Genomic DNA, 26502 nt, shown 5'->3' on the forward strand with positions numbered 1-26502 from the left:
TTAACGCTCCGTGGTTTTGCGGATCTCTTTTTCGTCCATCCACTCGGCCAGACCGCTTTCAACGTCGATCAACTGCAGGCTGAATTTGTAGAAGACGTCCTTGTAGTCGCTGCTGCGTTTGACGATCGAGCTGATCGAGCCTTCGATACGATACTTGGCAGCGATCATGTTGCCAGTCTTGGCCACGGTGCTCTTCTTGTACAGACCACTCTGGTTTTGCAGCTTGAGCTGGTCGACCTGGCTTTGCATCGCAGTGTTGTCGCTGGCGAAGCGGGCGACGCCGGTCTTCATCAGCTGGGTCTTGATGCTGGTGGTGATTTCGCGGGTATCGATGTACTCGCTGGTCTTGTTCTTCACGTCGTAGACCTGAACCACCGGACGGCCTTGCAGGATGCCGGACTGGGCCAGGGAGCGGGTCATGGATTCGGCGATCATCTGCAGGTCGGTGGAGCCGAACTCGTTGGTCACGGTTTCCACGGCTTTGGTATCGCCGTAGCTGATGTTTTTGCTGCCCAGCGTCGGCGAAGTATTGGCGCAACCGCTGGCCAGGAGGGCGACGATGGCGATGAACGAAAAGCGTGCAAACATGGGAATGCTCTCTAGAACTGAACGAATAGGGTGTCGGGCTTAAGGCGTTTTGATTTCGAGACGGAAATCCACGGCTTTGGCGGTTGGCGCAATGGCCTGAATGAAGCTGGTCTGCGCGCCGTACATCATCTGGCTTTTCCAGACTTCTTCCTCGGCCACCGGGAAGCCTTCCGGGCCGAGCCAGGCAAAGCGGTAGTAGAACGTCTTGTTGCTGTTGAGGGTGTTGCTCAACTGCACATTAACGGTCATGAAACCGTTCTCGCGGGCGACGCGCATGGCGCCGACCACGATGTGTTTCTGCGGGCCCATGGCCACAACCTTGCTGGCCGCGCTGCCTGGCTCCGGTGGCGGCGGGGTGGCGCAGCCGGCCAGCAAGGCCAGGGCCGCGACGACGATGAATTTGAAACGCATGCAAAGACTCCGTTCTTAAGGTTGTTTGAGGCTGGCCACGGCGGTCGGATTAGCGCTCGGAATCACATGAGCGGCCAGGCCGCTGGCGAACACCTGATTACCCACTGCGCGCAGGCTAATGACCTGATAGCGCTGATCGACAGTGATCTTGACCACCGAACCACCGACGGCGCTCGGCAGCGAGACGTGATGCTCGCCTTTCTTCAAGCGCAGACGCACTACTTGAGTGGTGTCTGGCAGGGTGCGCCATGTACGGGTATCGGCACCTTCTAGCACGGCTGAAGAGATACCGACCGCAAGACCCGCCAGCGGGTTGGTTTCGTTGATCTGTTTCTGTGCCACGCCTTTGGTTATGGCACGGACGGTGGTGCGCAGGATGATGCCCGGCATGTCATCGCGCAGCGCGCGGCGGGACATGGCGGTGGTGCTGTTGAGTTGCGTCAGGTCCAGCTGCTGACCGTCCACGCCGATCTGGGCGAAGGTAGCGGTGGAGGTGTCCGGTTTGATGATCGGGAACGACAGCGGCGTGATCACCACGTTGTTGCTGATCGGCAATGGCAGCGGAATGCGGATCGAGTCGCGGGACGGCGCCAGGCCGCCTTGCACAACGATCAGGATGTCGCTGTCATCGTTCTTGGCGGGTTTGTCGAGATTCACCAGCGCCTGTTCCAGCAGCGGCGTGTTCGGACGCAGTTCGGCGGCCTTGCGATAACCCGGCGCCGCCAGATCTTTCTCGCCCAGGGCTTCATAGACGAAACCGGCCAGGTAATGGCTGAACGCACTCTGGTAGCTGTTTTTCAGGCTGACCACTTCCGGCGCGTCGAGGCTGGCCACCGGATAACCCTGAAGATCCTTGTACTGGGTTTTGACGCCTTCTTTCTCGGCCTGCTCTTCGCTCTTGAGGTATTCCTTGTCGCGCAGATCGGCGATCACCGCTTCACGTTCGTGAGTCTTCTTGATCGCGGTGCGCGCGCCGTCGAAGTCGTTCACCGCCAGCAGGTTGAGGGCCATCTGCGTGGTCAGCATGACTTTCTCGTAGTCGTAGCCTTCGTAGCGACGCACCTTGTCGTTGACCAGGAAGCTGCCGAACTGGGCCAGGTATTTGTCGGTGTCGAGTTTGACCGCGTCTTCCCACTTGCCCACCACCTGATCGGCGCTGGTCCAGGCGTTCTGGCTGCCGGACAAGTCGCCCTTGGCGCGCAGCAGTTCGCCTTTCTCGAAGTAATAGAGCAGGTCTTTGTCTTTGCTGGTGTTGTTCTTTTCCAGCAGGGTCAATGCGCCGTCGACGTTGCCGGAAGCCAATTGCTGGTTGGTTTGTGCAAGTTCCGAATCGTAGTTACGAAAGGCCGAGCAGCCGGAAAGCAGCGTGGCAGCGCTGAGCGCGATCAAGGTGGGGGCACGGAATGCCATAAGGGGACGTCTTCCCTGAATATAAGCAGCCGCGTGCTGGTCGGGCTGTTGGGACCCATCGGCAGGGCTGTTGGCCTCCTGCCAATTCCTCATAAAAAGAGGAGCTTAAATGCCGTATCGCTATAACGACGGCGCGGCATTATAAACAGGGATGCTGGCTATGTAATGGCTTTTTAATTACATCATTTCACAACGTGCCACTACTTATTTCAGGCCTGATACCACACTGCTTTCAGGCGCAGCGGCAGGTTCGAAAGCCACCCCGTTGCTGTAAATCCGCTCTCCCAACGCTCGCAGGCCTATGACCTGATGGTTCTGCTCGATGCGGACTTTCAGGGGCGCGGTGCCCGGCGTGTTGGGCAGGCTGATCAGGTGCTCGCCTTTTTTCAGGCGCAGGCGCGCCACCAGGGTGATGTTGGGCAAGGTACGCCAGGTTCGGGTGTCCGCGTGCTCAAAGCCATCGTGCTGCGTCACGTACGAGGCTTTGCTCGGGTCGCGTCGGTTGTCCGTAGCCTGAACAGAAGCAGCCAGGTAGGCACGATGCGCGGTGCGCTGAATGATGCCCGGCATATCGTCGCGCAACGTGCGCAAAGACATGTCGGTGATGCTGTTAACAAGGATCAGTTGCTGTTTGCGACCGTCGATCGTCATCTGCGTGAACGCCGGGGTCGACGTGTCGGGAACCATCACCGGAAACGACACATTGGCGACGATCACCTGATTGTCTTCCAGGCGCACCGGGTAGGGAACACGAACCGAGCTGCGTGCCGGCGCCAGGCCACTTTGCACGATGATCAGCACATCACTTTCATTGGCCTTGGTGGCCGGTTTGTCGAGTTCACGCAATGCCTGCTCGAAGAAGGGCAGGTCGGGTCGCAACTCGATGGCCTGGCGATAACCCGGGGCGGCAAGATCACGCTCACCCAGCGCTTCATACGTAAACCCGGCCAGGTAGTGACTGAATGCACTCTGATAGCCGTTTTTCAGCGCGATCACGGCGGGCGCATCCAGGGTCATCACGGGGTAGCCCTGGAGATCCTTGTAGTGCATGCGAACGCCCTGGGCCTTGGCTTCTTCTTCAAGTCGCTCGTATTCCTTTTCCCGCTGACGGGCGATCAGTGCTTCACGTTCGTGGGTTTTCTTGATGTCGGCGCGAGCACCGTCGAAGTCATTCACGGCTAACTGGTTCAGGGCCATTTGCGTGGTCAGCATGACTTCTTCGTAGTCGTAGCCATCGTAGCGCCGCAGTTTGTCGTTGATGATGCTGCCCCAGTGATCGCCCATGGCGGACAAGAGCTGTGTGCCGGCAGACTCGACGGTGTCCTGGCGCTGGATCACCAGTTGCTCTGCACTGCGCCAGGCAACCTGGCTTTGCGGCAGCGCACCGCCGGCACTCAGGACTGCACCTTTTTCGAAGTAGTAGAGCAGGTCCCGTTCTTCTGACGGATTGTGCAGCTCCAGGAGTTGGAGAGCGCCCTGCGGATTTCCCGCTTTCAACTGGGCGGTCGTTTGCTCCAGTTCCAGGTCGTAGTTGCGGTAAGCGGCGCAACCAGTCAGTTGCAGGGCAAGGCTTAACAGCAGCGAGAAAAACAGGCGTGAATGCATGGACGTTGATTCTTCCCTGAACGAAACCGACGGAGGGTGGCAATTGGCCGCTGAATGTATACGCAGCTGCGCAGGAAATACCAACAAAGCTTGAGTGAAACTCATTGGGAGTGAACAATGTGTTACTTCGTATTTCCATTTGAGATTTATTCATGACTGCCTCCTCTCGTTTTCTGGCGTGGCTCGTGCTGCCGATGATCGCGTTCTGCAGCTTCAATGCGCTGGCCGAAACCGCAGAAGGTGCGCCCAAGGCTCTGCATTTGCTCGATTACATTGGCGCCGATTACCCGGCGACGGTCGAGGCGGGCAAAGTCATCGATGAGTCTGAATACCGCGAACAGCAGGAATTCCTGAAGGTGCTGCAAGGTTTGATCGCCGATTTGCCGGCCAAACCCGAACGCGCAGAGCTGGAGCAAGGCGTCAGCAGCCTTGGCGCTGCAATCGCCGCTCGCAAGGACGGGGTGGATGTCGCCCGTCAGGCCCGGCAACTGGGCGCGAAACTGGCGGTGACCTATGAGGTCAGCCAGGCCCCGGTCATCACCCCGGACCCGACTCGCGGCGCGCCGCTGTATGCCCAGCAATGCTCGGTATGCCATGGCGATGCGGGCGCTGGTGATGGCCCGGCAGGCGTCGGCATGACGCCACCGCCAGCCAATCTGCGCGATGCCGTGCGACTGGACCGTCTGAGCCTCTACGCGATCTACAACACGCTGGGCATGGGCGTCGAAGGCACTGACATGCCGGCCTTCGCCGATCAACTGGATGATCGTCAACGTTGGGACCTGGCGACCTACATCGCCAGCTTCAGCGCCGACCCGGGCGCGGCAAAATCCGGGAAAACCTACAACATCGCCGACCTCGCACGTCAGACGCCAGCCGAAGTGCAGGCCGCCGAAGGTCCGCAAGCAGCCGCGATCTTCCGCGCGCAACGGGCGCAACCGCCGCAGGTCAAGCGTGGCCCGGGACAGTTGCTGGATTACACGGCGGCTACCTTGGACAAGAGCATCGCAGCCTACCGCGCCGGCGATCACGATCAGGCCTACGACCTGTCGGTGGCGGCGTACCTGGAAGGCTTCGAGCTGGTCGAAAGCTCTCTGGACAACGTCGACGCCAACGTGCGCAAAGACACCGAGAAGTCCCTGATGGCGTACCGTCAGTCGTTGCAGGACGGCTTGCCAGTGGCCCAGGCCGAGCAGCGTCTGGAGGCGGCCAAAGCCAAGTTGAAAGAGTCTGCTGGCCTGCTCGGCAGTGATGGCTTGAGCTGGTCGCTGAGCTACATTTCCGGTCTGTTGATTCTGTTGCGAGAAGGTCTGGAAGCGATTCTGGTGCTCGCGGCGATCCTCGCGTTCCTGCGCAATACCGGTCAGCAATCGGCGGTGCGCAGCGTCAATATCGGGTGGGGCCTGGCACTGCTGGCCGGGTTGGCGACCTGGGCGGTGGCGGCGTATGTGATCGACGTCAGCGGTGCCCAGCGTGAACTGCTGGAAGGCGCGACGGCGTTGTTTGCCAGTGTCATGGTGCTCTGGCTCGGCGTGTGGATGCACGACCGTCGCCACGCAGCGGCCTGGCAGGATTACATCAAGAGCAGCCTGGTGAGCGGCGGCGGGCGTTTCGGGTTTGCGATCCTGGCATTCTTCTCGGTGTATCGCGAGCTGTTCGAAGTGATCCTGTTTTACGAAACCCTGTGGCTGCAGGCCGGGCCGGCAGGGCACAACGCCGTAATGGCGGGCGGGGCGACGGCGTTGGTATTGTTGATCGGCCTGGCTTGGGTGATTCTGCGCGGCTCGGCGAAACTGCCGCTGGCGTTGTTCTTCGGCATCAATGCCGGACTACTGTGCGCATTGTCGGTGGTGTTTGCCGGCCATGGTGTGAAGGCGTTGCAGGAAGCCGGGATCTTCGGCACGCGGCCGGTGCCGTTCTTTGACTTCGACTGGCTGGGGATCCACGCAGATGCGTATTCGCTGAGTGCTCAGGCCGTGGCGATCATTGCGATCATCGTGCTGTACAGCCGTAGCCGGATGGCCGAGAAGCGGCGGGTGTCGGTTTCCTGAAGCATTCGCTGCGCTCATAATCGCGGGCAAGCCCGCTCCCACAGGTTCAGCGCTAGCCTTGTGGGAGCGGGCTTGCCCGCGATGCTTTTCAACAGAGGAAACCCAATGCGCGTATGGATCGATGCCGACGCTTGCCCACGGGCAGCCAAGGATCTGGTAGTGAAGTTCGCCCTCAAGCGCCAGTTCGAAGTGGTGCTGGTGGCCGGTCAGCCGCAGATCAAACCGGGCCTCGCTCTGGTGAAGCTGATCGTGGTGCCCAGCGGTCCGGATGCCGCCGACGATTACCTGGTGGAACACGCCGTGCCAGGTGAACTGGTAATTTGCAGCGATGTGCCGCTGGCGGACCGGCTGGTGAAGAAGGGCGTCGCGGCGCTGGACCCACGAGGCAAGGAGTTCGATGCGCAGAACATGGGCGATCGGCTGGCGGTGCGTAACCTGTTCACCGATCTGCGTGAACAGGGTCAGATGAGCGGCGGACCGGCGCCGTTCGGCGATCGTGAGAAGCAGGCGTTTGCCAATGCGCTGGACCGGATCCTCACCCGGTTGTCGCGTAGGTAATGATCGTTCCCACGCTCTGCGTGGGAATGCAGCCCGGGACGCTCTGCGTCCCAAAGCGGACGCAGAGCGTCCATTGAGGCATTCCCACGCGGAGCGTGGGAACGATCAGGTCTCAAGCGTCGTTTTCGTGGGTCAGTTCCAACACGCGGTCGACCAGTTTGTTGATGCCGGAAGCGGCCTCGCTGATCGATTGCGCGAGCATGTACGCCGGAGTGCTCACCAGCTTGCGCGCCTTGTCTTCGACGATGTCGGTCACTGCGCATTCGGCATGGGTGGCGCCCATTTTGTTCATCGCGGCGGCGGTATCGGCATCGTTGCCGATGGTGCAGGTCACACCCGGGCCGTAGATCTTGGCCGCCAGGGCTGGCGAGATGCAGATCAGCCCCACCGGTTTGCCAGCCTCGGCGAACGCTTCGGTCAACGCCAGGACGTCAGGCTGAACGCTGCATCCGGCGCCTTCGACGGCAAAGTTCGACAGGTTCTTGGCCGATCCGAATCCGCCAGGAACGATCAGCGCATCGAAGTCTTCGACGCTGGCTTCACGGATATCCTTGATGTTGCCCCGGGCGATCCGCGCCGATTCCACCAGCACGTTGCGCGACTCGGGCATTTCTTCACCGGTCAGGTGGTTGATCACATGCAATTGCGCGATATTGGGTGCGAAACACTGCACCTGGGCGCCGCGCTGGTCCAGCCGCAGCAGGGTGATCACGCTTTCGTGGATCTCGGCGCCGTCGTACACGCCGCAGCCGGAAAGGATCACTGCAATTTTTTTGCTCATGGGCTTTTCTCCAGATTCATGGCGTTAAATGTCCACTAATTTGTCACTCGTTGCCATAGGGTTAATACGCGGCTACACCTAATCTCTGCTGAACGATTCTGATCAGGGCGCGTCATGGACTTCATTCTGTATGCGGTGCCGTTTTTCTTTGTGCTGATTGCAGTCGAGTTGCTGGCCGACCGTTGGCGCGGGGTGAGCAATTACCGCGTGGCAGACGCGATCAACAGCGTCAGTACCGGCGTGCTGTCGACTACCACGGGCCTGTTGACCAAAGGCGTCGGCCTGGTGACTTATGCCTTCGCCCTGAAGCATCTGGCCGTGATTGAGTTGTCGGCCGACAGCGTCTGGGTCTGGGTGTTTGCTTTCGTCTTCTACGACTTCTGCTATTACTGGCTGCACCGCATGGGCCACGAGCGCAATATTCTCTGGGCCGCCCACTCGGTGCATCACCAGAGCGAGGACTACAACCTCTCCACGGCGTTGCGCCAGACCAGCACCGGGTTTCTGTTGAGCTGGATCTTCTACCTGCCCATGGCCGTGCTCGGCGTGCCGCTGCTGGTGTTCGTCAGCGTGGCGGCGCTGAATCTGCTGTACCAGTTCTGGGTGCATACCCGGCACATTCCCAAGCTCGGCTGGTTCGAATGGTTCTTCGTCACGCCGTCCAATCATCGGGCTCACCATGCACAGAATGCTCTCTACATGGATCGCAACTACGGCGGGGTGTTCATTATTTGGGACCGTCTATTTGGCTCGTTCCAGGAAGAGGACGACAACGAACCGGTGATTTTCGGCGTGACCACACCGTTGGCGAGCTGGAATCCCTTATGGGCGAACGTGCAGTTCTATGCGCAGCTGTGGGATGACGCACGGCGCGCCGAACGCTGGTGGGACAAGCTGCGGATCTGGTTCATGCGCACCGGTTGGCGGCCGGCGGATGTAGCGGCGAAATACCCGATGAACAAACCGGACCTGAGCCAGTTCCGCAAATTCGAGGTACCGCTGGATGGGCGCCAACAGTGGTATGTGGCGCTGCAATTTTGCGTCTACATCGCTTTGGGCAGTTACTTGATGAGCCTGGAACAGAGCCTGCCGACTTCAGCCCTGGTGTTGGGCTGGGGGGCTGTGGCGTGGGGGCTGTTTGTGTTGGGCGTGGCCCTGGAAAATCGCCCGCAGGCATTGAGGCTGGAGCTGTTGCGGCTGGCGTCGAACCTGCCGCTGGTGTGGCTGGCGCCAATGGTCGGGCTATGGCCGGTCAGCGCGGTGGGCTGGGTGGGGCTGCTCAGTTACAGCCTGCTCAGTGGCATCGGTCTCTACTGTTGTAGAAACCGCTTCACTCGGTGGGCGTCGTAGGTTCGCTGGACTTGGCCTGTGCGGCTTTCAGCGCTTGCTCGTCGGCGTAGATCTTCTTCGCCAGGCGGGCATTCTTGAAGCGCCGCCGCAGCCACAGGCCAAAGCCCAGCACCAGCAAGGCGCCCAGCACCCATAGCTCGTACTTCTTGATACTGCCCAGCATGCCTTCGAGCACCGCGCCGAAATGATAAGAGGCTGCGGCCAGCGCAGTGGCCCAAATAGCTGCGCCAATCCCGTTGAGCAGCAAATAACGTCCCGGCGGATAGCCCGACAGACCGATTGCCACCGGCATTACGGTGCGCAACCCGTAGACAAAGCGGAAGCTCAGCACCCAGATGTCCGGGTGCTTGCGGATATGTTCCAGCGCCCGATCACCCATCAGTTGCCAGCGCGGTTTGCGCGCCAGCAATTTGCGCCCGTGCTTGCGCCCCAGGAAGTACCACAGCTGATCGCCGGCATAACTGCCGAAGAACGCTACGACCACCACCAGATTGATGTCCATGTATCCGCGGAACGCGAGAAAACCCGCGAGCACGAGAATGGTTTCGCCTTCGAAAAACGTGCCGAGGAACAGGGCAAAGTAGCCGAAGTCATGCAGGAATTGTTGGAGCATTGTCTGGGTGCTGGCGAAATGAACGCGCAGCCTAACCCCTCGGACACATTCAGGAAAGTGTCAAAATGTGTCTCGACGTGAACATTTCCTACAAGGACAATGGATGCGACTACCTGTCACAGGGCTAAGCACAACTGTCATTCGTTCGTCATAATGGCCGCTTATAACTGTCACGCTCGCCCGCCAGCGCGGGCTCAGGAGTCTGCCGTGAGCTTTACCCCCGCCAACCGTTTGTTTCCTGCAACCCGCCTGCGTCGCAACCGTCGTGATGATTTCTCGCGTCGACTGGTCCGTGAAAACGTGTTGACCGTCGACGACCTGATCCTGCCGGTGTTCGTGCTGGACGGTGAAAACCGTCGCGAAGCGGTGGCCTCGATGCCGGGTGTCGAACGCCTGACCATCGACCTGTTGCTGGAAGAAGCGGCCAAGTGGGTCGAGCTGGGGATTCCGGCACTGGCATTGTTCCCGGTGACGCCACCAGAGCTCAAATCCCTGGACGCCGCCGAAGCCTGGAACCCCAACGGCATCGCTCAGCGCGCCACCCGAGCCCTGCGTGACCGGTTCCCGGAGTTGGGTGTGATCACCGACGTCGCCCTGGATCCGTTCACCACCCACGGTCAGGACGGCATCCTCGACGAAGAAGGCTACGTGCAGAACGACATTACCGTCGACGCACTGGTTAAACAGGCCTTGTCCCACGCCGAAGCCGGCGCTCAGGTAGTAGCCCCGTCGGACATGATGGACGGTCGCATTCAGGCGATCCGCGAAGCGCTGGAGCTGGCCGGCCACGTCAATGTGCGGATCATGGCCTACTCGGCCAAGTACGCCAGTGCCTATTACGGCCCGTTCCGCGATGCGGTGGGTTCGGCGTTGAACCTGGGCAAGGCCAACAAGGCCTCCTATCAGATGGACCCGGCCAACAGCAACGAAGCCCTGCACGAAGTGGCGGCGGACTTGTCAGAAGGCGCAGACATGGTCATGGTCAAGCCAGGCATGCCGTATCTGGATATTCTCTATAGGGTCAAGGAAGAGTTCAAAGTGCCGACCTTTGTGTATCAGGTCAGCGGTGAATACGCCATGCACATGGCCGCGATCCAGAATGGCTGGTTGAGCGAAGGGGTTATCCTCGAATCCCTGACCGCTTTTAAACGTGCAGGCGCTGATGGCATCCTGACTTACTTTGCCGTCCGTGCTGCTCAATTGTTACGAGAGCAAAAATAGCCCTCCCAGGAACATTCGATGAATACCGAAGGACTCACTGAAGTTGCCGTAAAAGACGCTCAACCTGTGGTGGAGCAAATCGCCGAAACCCCGCCGGAACTGGAGCCAGCTCCACCCGCAGTGGTGGCCGAGCCCGTTGTGGCGGTGCCTGCGATTGCCATTCCCGGCCTGGATGACAGCAGCCTGTACATCCATCGCGAGCTCTCGCAACTGCAGTTCAACATCCGCGTGCTGGAGCAGGCGCTGGATGAGTCCTACCCATTGCTGGAGCGGCTGAAGTTTTTGCTGATTTTCTCCAGCAACCTGGACGAGTTCTTCGAGATTCGTGTGGCCGGCCTGAAGAAGCAGATCACCTTCGCCCGTGAACAGGCCGGCGCCGATGGTCTGCAACCGCATCAGGCCCTGGCCCGCATCAGCGAATTGGTGCACGGTCACGTCGACCGCCAATACGCGATCCTCAACGATATTCTGTTGCCGGAACTGGAAAAACATCAGGTCCGCTTCATCCGTCGTCGCTACTGGACCACCAAGCTCAAGACCTGGGTTCGCCGTTATTTCCGCGACGAGATTGCGCCGATCATCACCCCGATCGGCCTCGACCCGACGCACCCGTTTCCGTTGCTGGTGAACAAGAGCCTGAACTTCATCGTCGAGCTCGAAGGCATTGATGCCTTCGGTCGCGACTCCGGTCTGGCGATCATCCCGGCGCCGCGTCTGTTACCGCGGATCATCAAGGTGCCGGAAGAAGTCGGCGGCCCAGGCGACAACTACGTGTTCTTGTCGTCGATGATCCACGCCCACGCCGATGACCTGTTCCAGGGCATGAAGGTCAAGGGCTGCTACCAGTTCCGCCTGACCCGAAACGCCGACCTCGCGGTCGATACCGAAGACGTAGAAGACCTGGCCCGCGCCCTGCGCGGCGAGTTGTTCTCCCGTCGCTACGGTGACGCGGTGCGGCTTGAGGTAGCCGACACCTGCCCGAAACACCTGTCCGATTACCTGCTCAAGCAGTTCAACCTGCACGAGACCGAGCTGTATCAGGTCAACGGCCCGGTCAACCTGACCCGGTTGTTCAGCATCACCGGCCTGGACAGTCATCCGGAGCTGCAATACACGCCGTTCACCCCGCAGATCCCGAAACTGCTGCAAAACAGCGAGAACATTTTCAGCGTGATCAGCAAGCAGGACATCCTGCTGCTGCACCCGTTCGAATCGTTCACCCCGGTGGTCGACTTGCTGCGCCAGGCGGCCAAGGATCCGCATGTACTGGCGGTTCGTCAGACGTTGTATCGCAGTGGCGCCAACTCCGAGATCGTCGATGCGCTGGTGGACGCTGCGCGTAACGGCAAGGAAGTGACGGCGGTGATCGAATTGCGTGCGCGGTTCGACGAAGAGTCCAACCTGCAACTGGCCAGCCGTCTGCAAGCGGCCGGTGCGGTGGTGATTTATGGCGTGGTCGGCTTCAAGACCCACGCCAAGATGATGCTGATTTTGCGCCGTGAGGCTGGCGAGATTGTCCGCTATGCCCACTTGGGTACCGGCAACTACCACGCGGCCAACGCCCGTCTGTATACCGACTACAGTCTGCTGACCTCTGACGACGCCTTGTGCGAAGACGTCGGCAAACTGTTCAGCCAGTTGATCGGCATGGGTAAAACCCTGCGCATGAAGAAACTGCTGCACGCGCCGTTCACGTTGAAGAAGGGCATGCTCGACATGATTGCCCGGGAGACGCAATTCGCGCTCGATGGCAAACCGGCACACATCATCGCCAAGTTCAACTCGCTGACCGATCCGAAGGTCATCCGCGCGTTGTACAAGGCCAGTCAGTCCGGGGTGCGTATCGATCTGGTGGTGCGCGGCATGTGCTGCCTGCGCCCGGGCATTGCCGGCGTATCCCACAACATCCACGTGCGCTCGATCATCGGTCGCTTCCTGGAGCACACCCGGGTCTTCTACTTCCTCAACGGCGGTGAAGAGCAGATGTTCCTGTCCAGCGCCGACTGGATGGAGCGCAACCTCGACAAGCGCGTCGAGACTTGCTTCCCGGTCGAAGGCAAGAAGCTGATTTTGCGGGTCAAGAAAGAGCTGGAGCTTTATCTCACCGACAACACCCACAGCTGGAGTTTGCAGGCGGACGGTCGTTACATCCGCAACACGCCGACCGGCAACCAGAACCCGCGCAGTGCCCAGGCAACCTTGCTTGAGCGTTTGGGCAGCCCGATTCTGGCTGTCCGTTAACGTAGATTCGGTTGATACAAAAAAGGGCGATCCATGTGGATCGCCCTTTTTTATCCCCGTCCGCCCGAGCGGTGAATGACCTGTGGCGAGGGAGCAAGCTCCCTCGCCACAGGGTTTAGCGGACGTTCAGTACGAAGTTGACGCGGGTCAGCCACTCCGCTTCCAGGGCGAAGTCGGCCTGGGTCAACTGGTTGTCGTCCAGCCAGTGTTCCGGGAACAACACATCCAGGCTGTCGCCATTGGCGTGCAGCACGACTTGTGGCATTTGCTGGGTGCCGCGGATGTGATGGAACAGAATTGCAAAGCGCAGCAGCACGCACAGGCGAATCAGCTTGATGCCGTCGTCGCCGAACTCGGCGAACTTGTCCTTGGGAATGTTGCGTCGGTGGCCCCGCACCAGCAGCGCGAGCATTTGCTGGTCTTCGCGGGAGAATCCGGCCAGGTCCGAGTGCTCGATCAGGTAGGCGCCGTGCTTGTGGTACTGATAGTGCGCGATGTCCAGGCCCACTTCATGGACCTTGGCCGCCCAGCTCAGGAGTTCGCGCCAGACACCGTCATCCAGCTGCCAATCCTCGGCCACCTGATCGAAGGCATGCAGCGCCTTGCGTTCGACCCGCGCGGCTTGTTCCAGGTCAACATGATAACGATCCATCAGCGAGCTGAGGGTGCGCTCACGGACGTCTTCGTGATGATGACGGCCCAGCAGGTCATAGAGCACGCCTTCGCGCAGGGCGCCTTCACAGTGATCCATGCGTTGCAGTTCGAGGGAGTCGAAGATCGCTTCGAGAATCGCCAACCCGGCGGGGAAGATCGCCCGGCGGTCGGGCTTGATGCCTTCGAAATCGATTTTCTCGACATCGCCGAGTTTGAACAGCTTGCGCTTGAGCCAGGCCAGGCCTTCGGCATTCACTTCGCCAGTGCCATGCCCGCCGGCCTTCAGCGCCAGGCCGATGGCGCGAATGGTGCCCGAGGAGCCGATGGCTTCATCCCAGGTCAGGCGGTGCAGGGCGTGTTCGATGCTCATGATCTCCAGCCGCGCCGCGGTGTACGCCTGGGCGTAGCGGGCCGGGGTGATCTTGCCATCCTTGAAATAGCGCTGGGTGAAGCTGACGCAGCCCATTTGCAGGCTTTCGCGCAACAATGGCTCGAATCTCTGCCCGATGATGAACTCGGTACTGCCGCCGCCGATGTCGGCCACCAGGCGCTTGCCCGGGGTGTCGGCGAGGGTGTGGGAGACGCCGAGGTAAATCAGGCGCGCTTCTTCACGGCCGGAGATGACTTCTACCGGATGGCCAAGAATTTCTTCGGCGCGACGGATGAATTCGGCGCGGTTACGGGCTTCGCGCAGGGCGTTGGTGCCGACGATCCGCACGGTGCCGGGCGGCATACCGCTGATCAGTTGGGCGAAACGCTTCAGGCAATCGAGCCCGCGCTGCATGGATTCTTCGCTGAGTTGACGCTCTTCGTCGATGCCGGCGGCCAGCTGAACCTTCTCCCCGAGACGTTCGAGAATCCGGATTTCGCCGTTCTGGGCCTTGGCCACGACCATGTGAAAGCTGTTGGAGCCCAGGTCGATTGCGGCGATCAGGGACAGATTCTTGGCTTGGGATAGCGGCATGGTCAGGGGGTCTCGGTCGATAACCTCGACATCCTGCCACGATCAAACGCTGCCGCCAACGCGCAGGAGTTGTCGAAGGCTGCGATCTTTCACCACGGGGCATTCCGTGGTGTTGCGAATGGCCTCTTCGCGGGCAAGCCCGCTCCCACAGGTTTTTGCGTCGAACACATGATCGCGTCCCAACAGAGAACCCTGTGGGAGCGGGCTTGCCCGCGAAAGCGGCCTCAAAGGCACTAAATATCCTTCAGCCTGCCGCTTCCACCGTCCCGATGAAATTCGCCAGCTCCGCCGTCTGCGGGTTAGCAAACAGAATCTTCGGATCACCCACCTCATGCACCTTGCCATGGTGCATGAACACCAATTTATCCCCCACCTCGCGGGCAAAGCGCATTTCATGGGTGACCATGATCAGCGTCATGCCTTCCTTGGCCAGTTGCCGAACCACGCTCAGCACTTCGTTGACCAGTTCCGGGTCCAGCGCCGAGGTGATTTCGTCGCACAGCAGCACTTTCGGTGACATGGCCAACGCGCGGGCAATCGCCACCCGCTGTTGCTGGCCGCCAGACAGTCGATCCGGGAACGCATCAAATTTCTCCCCCAGCCCGACTCGTTTCAGCATCTCCTGCGCCAGTTCCGCGGCTTTGGCTTTCGGCACTTTCTGCACCACTTGCGGCGCGAGCATGACGTTTTCGCCCACGGTCAGGTGCGGGAACAGATTGAACTGCTGGAACACCATCCCGACTTTCTGCCGCAGGCTGCGCAGGTCGGCGCGGGCGGCGTCGAGGTATTCGCCGTCGACTTCAATCACGCCATCATTGATCGATTCCAGACCATTGAGGGTGCGCAACAAGGTGGATTTACCCGAGCCACTGCGGCCAATGATTGCCACCACCTGGCCTTCGTCGACACTCAGGTCGATGCCTTTGAGCACATGGTGGTCGCCGTAATATTTATGCAGGGCGGAAATTCTAAGCAGAGGCATGCAGTCTCCTTTCCAGGTAGCGCGCACTGAGGGACAAGGGGTAGCAGAGCAGGAAGTAACCGAGCGCCACCAGGCCGTAGACCATGAAGGGCTCGAAGGTCGCGTTGGCGAGCATGCCGCCGGTCTTGGTCAGTTCGGTGAAGCCGATGATCGAGGTGACGGCGGTGCCTTTGACCACTTGCACCGAGAAGCCCACGGTTGGCGCCACGGCAATGCGCAGGGCTTGCGGCAGGATCACATAGCGCAATTGCTCCAGCGGATTGAGCGCCAGGCTCGACGAGGCTTCCCACTGGCCGTTGGGGATCGAATCGACGCAACCGCGCCAGATCTCCGCCAGGTAGGCGCTGGTGAATAGCGTCAGGGCAATCGCCGCCGCCATCCACGGTGAAATCTCCATACCGGCCAACGCCACACCGAAGAACACCAGAAACAGCTGCATCAACAACGGCGTGCCCTGGAACAGTTCGATGTAGGTGCGGGCGAAGTGGCTGGGCAGGGATTTTTTTGAAATCCGCATCACCATGATCAGCAAGCCGATCAGCCCGCCGCCGATAAACGCCACCAGCGACAATGCCAGGGTCCATTGCAAGCCCGTGAGCAGGTTGCGCAGGATGTCCCAGAAGGTGAAATCGCTCATTGGCTGCTGCTCCTTGCTATGTAGCGCCGGCCGATCCAGTTCAGCAATTGGCGGATCAGCAGCGCCATGCACAGGTAAATCAGTGTGGTCAGGGCATAGGTTTCAAAGGCGCGGAAGTTGCGCGATTGAATGAAGTTGGCGGCGAAGCTCAGCTCTTCGGTGGCGATCTGCGAACAGACCGCCGAACCGAGCATCACGATGATGATCTGGCTGCTCAGGGCCGGCCAGACCTTGCCCAGCGCCGGCAACAGCACCACGTGACGGAAGGCTTCGAAGCGGGTCATCGCCAAAGCGGCTGCGGCTTCCAGCTGCCCGCGGGGGATCGCTTGAATGCCGGCGCGGATGATCTCGGTCGAATAGGCGCCAAGGTTGATCACCATCGCCAGCACCGCCGCCTGCCATTCGGAAATCTGCAGGCCCAGCGACGGCAAACCGAAGAAGATGAAAAACAACTGCACCAGAAACGGTGTGTTGCGGATCAACTCGACGTAGACCCCGAAAATGCCGGCGAACGGGCGGATGTTCCACGCCCGCACCAACGCGCCGACGATGCCTACACCCACCCCGAGTAACGCACCGATGGCCGTCAGCTCAAGGGTGAACAGCGCACCACGCAGCAGCAGGTCGGTGTTTTCCACCACCGGCAAGAAATCGAACTGATAAGCCATAAATCGTCTCCCGCGCGATCGATCAGAGATCGGCCGGCAGCGGTTCTTTGAGCCAGGTCTGGGAATTCTTCTCCAGGGCGCCATCAGCCTTGGCCGTGGCGAGGATGTCGTTGACCTTGCCCAGCAGCGCCGGCTCGTTCTTGTTCACGCCGACGTAAACCGGCGAATCCTTGAGTTTCACTTTCAGGGCGGGCACGCGTTTCGGGTTTTTTTCGCTGATCGCCACCATCACCACGTTACCGCTGGCGATCAGGTCGACTTGGCCGGCGAGGTAGGCGGCGATGGTCGAGTTGTTGTCTTCGAAGCGCTTGATGGTCGCGCCTTCGGGGGCGACTTTGGTCAGCTCGATGTCTTCGATGGCGCCACGGGTGACGCTGATGGTTTTGCCCTTGAGGTCGTCCAGGCCCTTGATGGCGGCGTCTGGCGGGCCGAATACGGCGAGATAGAACGGCGCGTAGGCACGGGAGAAATCGATCACTTTCTCGCGTTCGGGGTTCTTACCGAGGCTGGAAATCACCAGGTCGACTTTGCCGGTAGTCAGGAACGGGATGCGGTTGGTGCTATTGACCGGGGTCAGTTCGAGTTTGACCTTGAGTTGGTCGGCCAGCAGTTTGGCGGTGTCGATGTCGAGGCCGCGGGGTTTCATGTCCGGGCCGACCGAGCCGAACGGCGGAAAGTCCTGGGGCACGGCGACTTTGAGGGTGCCGCGTTTGACCACATCCTCCAGGCCGTCGGCGTGGGCGGGTGCCTGGCTCAGCATCAGGCTGGCAAACAGAGCGGCGAGGAGGACGCTGTAACGCTGGGTCATGGCAAATCTCCGGATCGGCGGGAAGTGATTTCTGCGGATCGACAGAGCACGGGCCATGCCAAGATTAGGTTTTGGGGGACGCAGGCCACGGTTTTGCTGGTGTTGTTCGGTCTTACTGGTCTGAACAGTCAGGAGCCATTTCGCACCCTGATGGCGCACTTGTGAAAATCCCCGAACCCCCATGGGGCACGACTTGCCGGACACCGCGAATAGCTTTACAACTAGCCGCTCATTGGCCTGGCTCGTCTGAAGAAAACATGAACTCGATCTCTCGCGCCGTACCCGAAGTGGCGCTGCAAGCCATCCGCAAACTGATCTCCGAGCAAGGTTTCGGGGCGGGGGATGCCTTGCCCTCGCAACGGGACCTGGCGGTGCAATTGGGGGTCAGCCGGGCGTCGTTGCGTGAGGCGTTATCGTCCCTGAGTGCGCTGGGCGTGATCAGTATCCAGCCGGGCAAGGGCGTGTTCGTGCAGTCGCCGGTCGATCTGCCCCGGGGCGATGCCGCGCCGGGTTGGCCGTTCGCGGCCCAGGTATCGCCGCTGGACATCTTCCAGTTGCGCTACGCGCTGGAAGGTTTTGCCGCCGGGCTGGCAGCCGTGACCCTGAGCACCGAGGAACTCGATGCCCTGGAAGACAATGTCGCCGCCATGCGCAACGAACTGCGTGCCGCCGACTTCGAAGCGGCGGCGCGACTGGATTTCGAATTTCACCGGCGCATCCTCCTGGCCAGCGGCAATCAGGCGATGCTGAGCATCCTGACGGCCAGCGCCGACATCTTCCTGGAGAGCCAGAAGCTACCGTTCATCCGGGCCGAACGGGCCATGGAAACCTGGCAGGAACACCGTAAAATCCTCCGCGCGCTGGCGCGTCGGGCCTCTGGCGCCGCGCAGAAGGCCATGCAGGAGCATGTGCGCAACGCTGCCCTGCGTACCGGAATTGCTTTCGTCGCTCCCGCCACCTCGTGACTTGAGCTATACCCAAACTCATGGCGCACCATAGCGAGACTCAATCATCTGCGGCTTCCTGAACACGGGAAGGGCGGCTATGATGGGCCACGTTTTTTATTGCTTACAACCCGGAGACATCCATGAGCAGCGATCTTATCAAGCACGTCACCGACGCTAACTTCGAAGAAGAAGTACTGAAGGCTGCTGGCCCTGTGCTTGTTGACTACTGGGCTGAGTGGTGCGGCCCTTGCAAAATGATCGCCCCGGTTTTGGACGAAATCGCTGGCACCTACGCTGGCAAGCTGACCGTTGCCAAGCTGAACATCGACGAAAACCAGGAAACCCCGGCCAAGCACGGCGTACGTGGTATCCCGACGCTGATGCTGTTCAAGAACGGCAACGTCGAAGCCACCAAGGTTGGCGCGCTGTCGAAGTCGCAACTGGCTGCTTTCCTCGACGCCAACATCTAAGCGTTGTTATAAAGCGTCACGAAAAGGCCCCGCATAATGCGGGGCCTTTTCGTTATTGAGGGCTAGACGCTCCGAAACTCAGGTGGTACATTCGGCCCCGCACTGGTTTCTCCACTGCCCCCTGCTAGCCGTCGCCGACGCACTCCTTTTCGAATAAGTACGCGATCCTGTCGCCTTCTCTGCGGCGCGGCCTCATTAAGCCAAAAGCTTAATTTCCCCCCTCCATAAATGATTACGTCATTCCTATATGAATCTGACTGAACTCAAGCAAAAGCCGATTACCGAACTGCTCGAATTGGCCGAACAGATGGGCATAGAAAATATGGCCCGTTCGCGCAAGCAGGACGTGATTTTCTCCCTGCTCAAAAAGCACGCTAAAAGCGGCGAGGAAATCTCCGGTGATGGCGTGCTGGAGATTCTCCAGGACGGCTTCGGCTTCCTGCGCTCCGCTGACGCTTCCTATCTCGCCGGCCCGGACGATATCTACGTCTCGCCGAGCCAGATCCGCCGCTTCAACTTGCGCACCGGTGACACCATCGTTGGCAAGATCCGCCCTCCAAAGGAAGGCGAGCGGTATTTCGCGCTGCTCAAGGTCGACACGATCAACTACGATCGTCCCGAGAACGCGAAAAACAAGATTCTCTTCGAGAACCTGACCCCGCTGTTCCCGACCGTGCGCATGAAGATGGAAGCCGGCAACGGTTCCACCGAAGACTTGACCGGTCGTGTCATCGACCTGTGCGCCCCGATCGGCAAAGGCCAGCGCGGCCTGATCGTTGCACCGCCGAAAGCCGGTAAAACGATCATGCTGCAGAACATCGCGGCGAACATCGCTCGTAACAATCCTGAAGTTCATCTGATCGTATTGCTGATCGACGAACGTCCGGAAGAAGTGACCGAAATGCAGCGCACCGTGCGCGGCGAAGTGGTTGCCTCGACGTTCGACGAGCCGCCAACCCGCCACGTGCAGGTTGCCGAAATGGTGATCGAGAAGGCCAAGCGCCTGGTCGAACACAAAAAGGACGTGGTGATCCTGCTCGACTCCATCACCCGTCTGGCGCGTGCCTACAACACGGTGATCCCAAGCTCCGGCAAGGTGCTGACCGGTGGTGTCGATGCCCACGCCCTGGAGAAACCGAAACGTTTCTTCGGCGCTGCGCGGAACATCGAAGAAGGCGGCTCGCTGACCATCATCGCTACCGCGCTGGTTGAAACCGGCTCGAAGATGGACGAAGTGATCTACGAGGAATTCAAAGGCACCGGCAACATGGAACTGCCTCTGGATCGCAAGATCGCTGAAAAACGTGTGTTCCCGGCCATCAACATCAACCGTTCCGGTACTCGCCGCGAAGAGTTGCTGACGGCCGACGACGAACTGCAGCGTATGTGGATTCTGCGCAAGCTGCTGCACCCGATGGACGAAGTCTCTGCCATCGAGTTCCTGGTCGACAAGCTGAAACAGACCAAGACCAACGACGAGTTCTTCCTGTCGATGAAGCGCAAGTAAATCGCAGAAAGTCAGCAAAGGCCGGGGAAACCCGGCTTTTTGCTATCTGATTTTTGATGAACCGGCAGTTCGTGGTTCTGAATAGAGGGGTTCGGCGCTAAACTGCCTGCCCCGAACGCCACGGCCAACACGAGGCTCACGCATGCAGTATCGCGACTTGCGCGACTTTATCAGCGGCCTGGAAAAGCGCGGCGAACTCAAGCGCATCCAGGTTCCAGTGTCCCCAGTGCTCGAAATGACCGAGGTCTGCGATCGCACATTGCGCGCCAAGGGGCCGGCGCTGCTTTTCGAAAACCCTACCGGTTATGACATTCCAGTACTCGGCAACCTGTTCGGCACCCCCGAGCGCGTGGCGCTGGGGATGGGCGCAGAAGCGGTCAGCGAGTTGCGCGAAATCGGCAAGCTGTTGGCGTTCCTCAAGGAGCCCGAGCCACCGAAGGGCCTGAAGGACGCCTGGTCCAAGCTACCGATTTTCCGCAAGATCATTGCCATGGCGCCGAAAGTCGTCAAAGACGCGGTGTGCCAGGAAGTGGTCATCGAAGGCGACGATGTCGATCTGGCGATGTTGCCGGTACAGACCTGCTGGCCGGGTGACGTCGGCCCGCTGATCACTTGGGGCCTGACCGTCACCAAAGGTCCGAACAAGGATCGCCAGAACCTCGGCATCTACCGTCAGCAAGTGATCGGCCGCAACAAGGTGATCATGCGCTGGTTGAGCCACCGTGGCGGCGCGCTGGATTACCGTGAGTGGTGCGAGAAACACCCCGGCCAGCCGTTCCCGGTGTCTGTGGCGCTGGGCGCTGACCCGGCAACCATTCTTGGTGCCGTGACGCCGGTGCCGGACAGCCTCTCCGAATATGCTTTTGCCGGTCTGTTGCGCGGTAACCGCACCGAGCTGGTGAAATGCCGCGGCAATGACCTGCAAGTGCCGGCCACCGCCGAGATCATCCTCGAAGGCGTGATCCATCCGGGTGAAATGGCCGACGAAGGCCCGTATGGCGACCACACCGGCTACTACAACGAAGTCGACAGCTTCCCGGTGTTCACCGTCGAGCGCATCACCCACCGGATCAAACCGATCTACCACAGCACCTACACGGGTCGTCCACCGGATGAGCCGGCGATTCTCGGCGTGGCGCTGAACGAAGTGTTCGTGCCGATCCTGCAAAAGCAGTTTCCGGAGATCACCGACTTCTACTTGCCGCCCGAAGGCTGCTCGTACCGCATGGCCATCGTGACCATGAAGAAGTCGTATCCCGGCCACGCCAAGCGGGTAATGCTCGGTGTCTGGTCGTTTTTGCGACAGTTCATGTACACCAAGTTCGTTATCGTCACCGACGACGATATCAACGCACGGGACTGGAACGACGTGATCTGGGCCATTACCACGCGCATGGACCCCAAGCGCGACACGGTGATGATCGATAACACGCCGATCGACTACCTGGACTTCGCCTCGCCGGTCTCCGGCCTGGGTTCGAAGATGGGGCTCGATGCCACGCATAAATGGCCAGGCGAAACCACTCGCGAGTGGGGCCGGGTCATCGTCAAGGATGAAGCCGTTACCCAACGGATCGATGCCATCTGGAATCAGTTAGGAATAGATTGATGCGTGTAACCTTGCAGCCCTCCGGAGCAGTGCTAGAGATTCTGCCCGGCGAGCGTATTCTCGATGGCGCGCGGCGCCTGGGCTATGAATGCCCGCAAAGCTGTCGCAACGGCAATTGCCATGTGTGCGGCGCATTGCTGGTGGAGGGGCGGGTCGAACAGGCCGGCGATGTGCGCGACCACGGCGAGTTCTACACTTGCATTGCAGAGCCGCTGGAAGACTGCATCGTGCTGTGGGATGGCGTGCTCGCGCTGGGAGAATTGCCGGTGCGCAGCGTGTCGTGTCAGGTCATTGAATGCAGGGACGTCGGCGGCGACACCTGGCGCGTGCGTCTGCGTGCGCCTGCGGGCAAGCCGCCGCGCTATCACGCCGGCCAGTATCTGATGATCGAGCGTGAGAACGGCGAGAAATCCGCCTTCTCCCTGGCCTCTGCGCCGCATTCCGGCCGCGATCTGGAAATTCACGTGCTGGCGCGCGAAAGCAGTGCGCTGAGCCTGATCGAACAGCTTCAGCGCAACCCGATGGTGCGCATTGAGATGCCGTTCGGCGATACCCATCTGGCGGAACTGCCGGACGGTCCACTGGTACTGATTGCTGCCGGTACTGGCATGGGCCAGATCCACAGCCTGATCGAACATTGCCGGGCCACCGGTTTCAAGCATCCGGTGCATCTGTATTGGGGCGTGCGTCGTCCCGAAGACTTTTATGGCATTGAGCATTGGGACGAATGGTTGAAACTGCCCAATCTGTTCCTGCATAAAGTCGTCAGCGATCAATGCGGCTGGGGAGGGCGCTGCGGCATGTTGCATGAGGCGGTGTGTGAAGATTTCCCTGATCTGAAAGCCCTGCACGTCTACGCCAGCGGCTCTCCGGCGATGGTCTATGGCACGCTGGATGCACTGGTTGAAGCGGGGATGGATGCCCATCAAATGCGCGCGGATGTATTCGCTTACGCGCCGCGATCTTGATCCTCGATTTAAATCGTTATAACTCCCCATATAGCCGATCGGTATTTATAAAATAATATAAATGCCGGTAGGTTATATCTTGCCCCAGCATAATTTCTAGAACTCTGCCATGGCATTTAAATTGCCTTAAAACATATGTGCCTTATTGTTACAGCGGTGCGTTCTATTAAGTAATTCTTTACCCGCGGGGAGCTGAACGCTATTCGCCATGAGTGCCATTGAATCTGCTTTTTTGAATCTGGCTTACCCTCCGCGGCTCGATCTGGGGCCGCAGCTTACGCACGAACAATTGCTCAGCTCGATGCAGTCGACCATGGCGCGCCACAAGGGTGGGCCGGTCTGGCTGTTCGCTTATGGTTCGCTGATCTGGCGCCCTGAATGTGCGGCGGTTGAGCGAGTGCGCGGTCGCGTGCATGGCTACCATCGCGGTTTGTACCTGTGGTCCCACGAACATCGCGGTACACCGGAAGTGCCCGGGCTGGTGTTTGGCCTGGATCGCGGTGGCTCATGCAGCGGGTTTGCCTATCGCTTGCCCGAAGAACAACTCGAAGCTTCGCTTTATGCACTCTGGCAGCGTGAAATGCCATTCCCGTCCTATCGCCCACACTGGCTCAACTGCCGTCTCGAAGACGGTAGCCAGGTTCAGGCATTGGGATTTGTATTGGAACGGCACCTGCCCAGCTATGCCGGCAACTTGCCGGATCATGTGCTGAGCCAAGTGTTCGAAAGCGCTTGCGGACGTTATGGCACCACTCGCGAGTATGTCGAGCAGACCGCCCACGCCCTGCGTAGCCACGCCATGCCAGACCGGAATCTGGAGGCGCGGCTCAAACGCTGCAAATCAAAGGCCGATCAGGCGAGCGCTTCGCGGCTCTGACTGGCGACTTGCTTGTGCCACAGCGTTGGCGCAAGGAAGGCCATCGCCAGCAGGCATGCGCCGATCAGCAAGACGAAACCGCCGTCCCAGCCGAAGTGGTCCACGGTGTAGCCCATCGCTGCACTGGCCGCGACTGAACCACCCAGATAACCGAACAACCCCGTGAAGCCTGCTGCAGTCCCGGCGGCTTTCTTCGGCGCCAGTTCCAGCGCTTGCAGACCGATCAGCATTACCGGGCCGTAGATCAGGAAGCCGATCGAGACGAGCGCGATCATGTCGACGGTCGGGTTGCCGGCCGGGTTAAGCCAGTAAACCAATGTCGCCACGGTCACCAACGCCATGAACACCATGCCGGTCAGGCCACGGTTGCCACGGAAGATCTTGTCCGACATCCAGCCGCACAGCAGCGTGCCCGGGATCCCCGCCCACTCGTAGAAGAAATACGCCCACGAGGTTTTATCCACGGTGAAGCCTTTGGCTTCCTTGAGGTAGGTCGGTGCCCAGTCCAGCACGCCATAACGCAGCAGGTAGACGAAGACGTTGGCCATGGCGATGTACCAGAGCATTTTGTTGCGCAGCACGTACTTGACGAAGATTTCCTTGGCGCTGAATTCCTCTTCGTGGCTAGCGTCGTAACCTTCCGGGTAGTCGTTCTTGTACTTCTCGATCGGCGGCAGGCCCACCGACTGTGGCGTGTCGCGCATGGTCATGAAGGCAAACACCGCCACGGCCAGAGCCACCGCTGCCGGTACGTAAAACGCGGCGTGCCAGTCGTTGAACAGACCCATGCCGAGCAAGAACAGGGGGCCGATCAGGCCGCCGCCGACGTTGTGTGCCACGTTCCACACGGACACCACGCCACCGCGCTCCTTCTGCGACCACCAGTGCACCATGGTTCGGCCACTCGGCGGCCAGCCCATGCCCTGGGCCCAGCCGTTGATGAACAGCAGGATGAACATCATGGTCACGCTGGACGTTGCCCAAGGCGCGAAGCCGAAAACGAACATCACGCCGGCCGACACCAACAGGCCAAATGGCAGGAAGTAGCGCGGGTTGGAGCGGTCGGACACCAGGCCCATGAGGAACTTCGACAGGCCGTAGGCAATTGCAATCGCCGACATTGCCAGGCCCAGCTGACCACGGGTGTAACCCTCTTCGATCAGGTATGGCATGGCCAGGGAGAAGTTCTTGCGCAGCAGGTAGTAACCCGCATACCCAATGAAAATCCCGGCGAAGATCTGCCAGCGAAGGCGTCGATAGGTGCTGTCTATTTTTTCTTCAGGCAATGGAGCCTGATGTGCGGCAGGACGAAAGAAAGCAAACATTCAAGAGCTCCAGATTTCTTGTTTTGACTGCGGATGCGAATGTTACAGTTTCGTTACCGAAAATAGCACCGCTTCACATCGGCAAAACAGCGGAAATGTTGGAGATTGCATGTTCCTTTATGAACATGTCGCTCAGGTATAAATGAGGGTCGGTGTCGGGATGACGGAGCCAGGTCGCAGGCTGCGACCTGGCTAGAAAACAATCAGCGAACCTGCACGACCACCTTCCCGACCGCCTTGCGCTGGCCAAGATCATTGATGGCCTGCGCCGCATTGCTCAGCGGATACACTTGCGACACCAACGGCTTCAACTTGCCCTCGGCAAACCAGCCAAACAGTTGCTGGAAGTTCGCCGCGTTGTCCTGGGGTTGGCGTTGGGCGAAGGAACCCCAGAACACACCGACCACCGCGGCACCCTTGAGCAGCGCCAGGTTCACTGGTAGCTCGGGGATGCGTCCACTGGCGAAACCGACCACCAGCAGGCGGCCGTTCCAGGCAATGGCGCGGATGGCCTGGTCGAACAGGTCGCCACCCACCGGATCGTAGATCACGTCGGCGCCCTGGCCGTCGGTCAGGCGTTTGATTTCGTCCTTGAGGCTGGTTTCGCTGTAGTTGATCAGTTCATCGGCGCCGGCAGCCTTGGCTACGGCGAGTTTTTCCGCGCTGCTGGCGGCGGCGATCACCCGGGCGCCCATGGCTTTGCCGATTTCCACGGCAGCGAGGCCGACGCCGCCGGAAGCGCCGAGCACCAGCAAGGTTTCGCCCGGTTGCAGGTTGCCCCGTTGCTTGAGGGCGTGCATCGAGGTGCCGTAAGTCATGCTGAAAGCGGCGGCGGTGTTGAAGTCCATCGATGACGGGATCGGCAGCACGTTGTAACCCGGCACCGCGACCTGCTCGGCAAAGCTGCCCCAGCCCGTCAGGGCCATGACCCGGTCACCAACCTTGAGGTGGCTGACCTTTTCGCCCACCGCGCTGACCACGCCGGCCGCTTCGCCCCCCGGCGAAAACGGGAAGGGCGGTTTGAACTGGTATTTGCCCTCGATGATCAACGTGTCCGGGAAATTCACCCCAGCCGCGTGCACGTCCAGCAGGATTTCGTTCTTCTTCGCGACAGGACTGGCGACGTCTTCCAGCACCAGCGATTCGGCAGGGCCGAAGGCTTTGCACAGCACGGCTTTCATCAGGGCTATTCCTTTGGGAGTGATGGCCGATAAGTGTAGGTGTGTGAGTCGTTGGGTCAACGAGCATGCCCGACCC

General features: G+C 60.0%; 24 protein-coding genes. 11 read left to right on the forward strand and 13 right to left on the reverse strand.

Translation table 11 applies throughout. The features are described 5' to 3' along the window. From lpoB to PSH88_RS01300, 4 genes are all read right to left on the reverse strand, one after another. Complete coding sequence (gene lpoB, locus PSH88_RS01285) at positions 1–588, reverse strand: penicillin-binding protein activator LpoB (RefSeq protein WP_305424577.1); 588 nt, start codon at positions 586–588, stop codon at positions 1–3. A 39-nt stretch (positions 589–627) separates the two neighbouring features. Beyond that, positions 628–999 carry a YcfL family putative periplasmic lipoprotein gene (locus PSH88_RS01290; protein WP_305424578.1) on the reverse strand — a complete coding sequence of 124 codons (372 nt, stop codon included), beginning with the start codon at positions 997–999 and terminating at the stop codon, positions 628–630. Between the two features lie 15 nt (positions 1000–1014). Next, positions 1015–2409, reverse strand: a complete 1395-nt coding sequence (locus PSH88_RS01295; RefSeq protein WP_305424579.1) for a COG3014 family protein — start codon at positions 2407–2409, stop codon at positions 1015–1017. Between the two features lie 204 nt (positions 2410–2613). Continuing rightward, positions 2614–4014 (reverse strand): COG3014 family protein, encoded by a 1401-nt coding sequence (locus PSH88_RS01300; protein WP_305424580.1) that lies wholly within the window; start codon positions 4012–4014, stop codon positions 2614–2616. Positions 4015–4166: 152 nt separating this feature from the next. Here PSH88_RS01300 and PSH88_RS01305 point away from each other — a divergent pair, with 152 nt between their 5' ends. Further along, entirely contained in the window at positions 4167–6065 is a 1899-nt protein-coding gene (locus tag PSH88_RS01305; protein ID WP_305483455.1) for an FTR1 family protein, read from the forward strand. A gap of 105 nt (positions 6066–6170) precedes the next feature. Further along, the gene (locus PSH88_RS01310) at positions 6171–6623 is read left to right on the forward strand and encodes a YaiI/YqxD family protein (RefSeq protein ID WP_305424581.1); all 453 of its coding nucleotides are present in this window, start codon (positions 6171–6173) and stop codon (positions 6621–6623) included. A 112-nt stretch (positions 6624–6735) separates the two neighbouring features. Here PSH88_RS01310 and elbB read toward each other — a convergent pair whose 3' ends face one another. After that, complete coding sequence (gene elbB, locus PSH88_RS01315; protein ID WP_305424583.1) at positions 6736–7404, reverse strand: isoprenoid biosynthesis glyoxalase ElbB; 669 nt, start codon at positions 7402–7404, stop codon at positions 6736–6738. A 114-nt stretch (positions 7405–7518) separates the two neighbouring features. On the opposite strand from elbB, the gene PSH88_RS01320 reads away from it, so the two are divergent. Beyond that, positions 7519–8754 (forward strand): sterol desaturase family protein, encoded by a 1236-nt coding sequence (locus PSH88_RS01320; RefSeq protein ID WP_305424584.1) that lies wholly within the window; start codon positions 7519–7521, stop codon positions 8752–8754. Here PSH88_RS01320 and PSH88_RS01325 read toward each other — a convergent pair. After that, positions 8735–9367: a DedA family protein gene (locus PSH88_RS01325; protein WP_305424586.1), complete on the reverse strand. Its 633-nt coding sequence runs from the start codon at positions 9365–9367 to the stop codon at positions 8735–8737. The genes PSH88_RS01320 and PSH88_RS01325 overlap by 20 nt on opposite strands. A 207-nt stretch (positions 9368–9574) precedes the next feature. On the opposite strand from PSH88_RS01325, the gene hemB reads away from it, so the two are divergent. Next, positions 9575–10588: a porphobilinogen synthase gene (hemB, locus tag PSH88_RS01330; protein ID WP_305424587.1), complete on the forward strand. Its 1014-nt coding sequence runs from the start codon at positions 9575–9577 to the stop codon at positions 10586–10588. Between the two features lie 18 nt (positions 10589–10606). Continuing rightward, positions 10607–12829, forward strand: coding sequence for a polyphosphate kinase 1 (gene ppk1, locus PSH88_RS01335; RefSeq protein ID WP_305424588.1), 2223 nt, complete (start codon positions 10607–10609; stop codon positions 12827–12829). A gap of 115 nt (positions 12830–12944) precedes the next feature. Here the strand turns inward: ppk1 and ppx are convergent, their stop codons facing one another. The 5 genes from ppx to PSH88_RS01360 form a co-directional block, all read right to left on the reverse strand. Further along, entirely contained in the window at positions 12945–14447 is a 1503-nt protein-coding gene (ppx, locus tag PSH88_RS01340; protein ID WP_305424589.1) for an exopolyphosphatase, read from the reverse strand. Between the two features lie 244 nt (positions 14448–14691). Next, positions 14692–15429 (reverse strand): amino acid ABC transporter ATP-binding protein, encoded by a 738-nt coding sequence (locus tag PSH88_RS01345; RefSeq protein WP_305424590.1) that lies wholly within the window; start codon positions 15427–15429, stop codon positions 14692–14694. Continuing rightward, positions 15416–16066, reverse strand: coding sequence for an amino acid ABC transporter permease (locus PSH88_RS01350; RefSeq protein ID WP_305424591.1), 651 nt, complete (start codon positions 16064–16066; stop codon positions 15416–15418). The genes PSH88_RS01345 and PSH88_RS01350 overlap by 14 nt, the downstream gene beginning before the upstream one ends. Continuing rightward, positions 16063–16734 (reverse strand): amino acid ABC transporter permease, encoded by a 672-nt coding sequence (locus PSH88_RS01355; RefSeq protein ID WP_305424592.1) that lies wholly within the window; start codon positions 16732–16734, stop codon positions 16063–16065. Before PSH88_RS01355 ends, PSH88_RS01350 begins: the two co-directional genes overlap by 4 nt. A 22-nt stretch (positions 16735–16756) precedes the next feature. Further along, positions 16757–17542 carry a transporter substrate-binding domain-containing protein gene (locus PSH88_RS01360; protein WP_305424593.1) on the reverse strand — a complete coding sequence of 262 codons (786 nt, stop codon included), beginning with the start codon at positions 17540–17542 and terminating at the stop codon, positions 16757–16759. A gap of 257 nt (positions 17543–17799) precedes the next feature. On the opposite strand from PSH88_RS01360, the gene PSH88_RS01365 reads away from it, so the two are divergent. The 6 genes from PSH88_RS01365 to PSH88_RS01390 all read left to right on the forward strand — a co-directional run bounded on the left by PSH88_RS01365 (position 17800) and on the right by PSH88_RS01390 (position 23920). Next, positions 17800–18507: a FadR/GntR family transcriptional regulator gene (locus tag PSH88_RS01365; protein ID WP_305424594.1), complete on the forward strand. Its 708-nt coding sequence runs from the start codon at positions 17800–17802 to the stop codon at positions 18505–18507. 122 nt (positions 18508–18629) lie between these two features. Then, a complete protein-coding gene (trxA, locus tag PSH88_RS01370) occupies positions 18630–18959 on the forward strand; it encodes a thioredoxin TrxA (protein WP_007899382.1) in 330 nt (109 codons plus the stop codon). A 247-nt stretch (positions 18960–19206) separates the two neighbouring features. After that, positions 19207–20466 carry a transcription termination factor Rho gene (rho, locus tag PSH88_RS01375; RefSeq protein ID WP_007899384.1) on the forward strand — a complete coding sequence of 420 codons (1260 nt, stop codon included), beginning with the start codon at positions 19207–19209 and terminating at the stop codon, positions 20464–20466. 142 nt (positions 20467–20608) lie between these two features. Continuing rightward, complete coding sequence (gene ubiD, locus PSH88_RS01380; RefSeq protein WP_007899385.1) at positions 20609–22075, forward strand: 4-hydroxy-3-polyprenylbenzoate decarboxylase; 1467 nt, start codon at positions 20609–20611, stop codon at positions 22073–22075. Next, on the forward strand, positions 22075–23043 hold the full coding sequence (locus PSH88_RS01385; protein ID WP_305424596.1) for a CDP-6-deoxy-delta-3,4-glucoseen reductase: 969 nt from the start codon (positions 22075–22077) through the stop codon (positions 23041–23043). The genes ubiD and PSH88_RS01385 overlap by 1 nt, the downstream gene beginning before the upstream one ends. A gap of 208 nt (positions 23044–23251) precedes the next feature. Next, on the forward strand, positions 23252–23920 hold the full coding sequence (locus tag PSH88_RS01390) for a gamma-glutamylcyclotransferase (protein ID WP_305424597.1): 669 nt from the start codon (positions 23252–23254) through the stop codon (positions 23918–23920). Here PSH88_RS01390 and glpT read toward each other — a convergent pair. Then, positions 23896–25245, reverse strand: a complete 1350-nt coding sequence (glpT, locus tag PSH88_RS01395) for a glycerol-3-phosphate transporter (protein WP_305424598.1) — start codon at positions 25243–25245, stop codon at positions 23896–23898. The genes PSH88_RS01390 and glpT overlap by 25 nt on opposite strands. Positions 25246–25448: 203 nt before the next feature. Next, a complete protein-coding gene (locus tag PSH88_RS01400) occupies positions 25449–26426 on the reverse strand; it encodes an NADPH:quinone oxidoreductase family protein (RefSeq protein WP_122841051.1) in 978 nt (325 codons plus the stop codon). Between the last annotated feature and the right edge of the window lie 76 nt (positions 26427–26502).

The sequence above is a fragment of the Pseudomonas wuhanensis genome, assembly GCF_030687395.1.
Lineage (GTDB): Bacteria > Pseudomonadota > Gammaproteobacteria > Pseudomonadales > Pseudomonadaceae > Aquipseudomonas > Aquipseudomonas wuhanensis.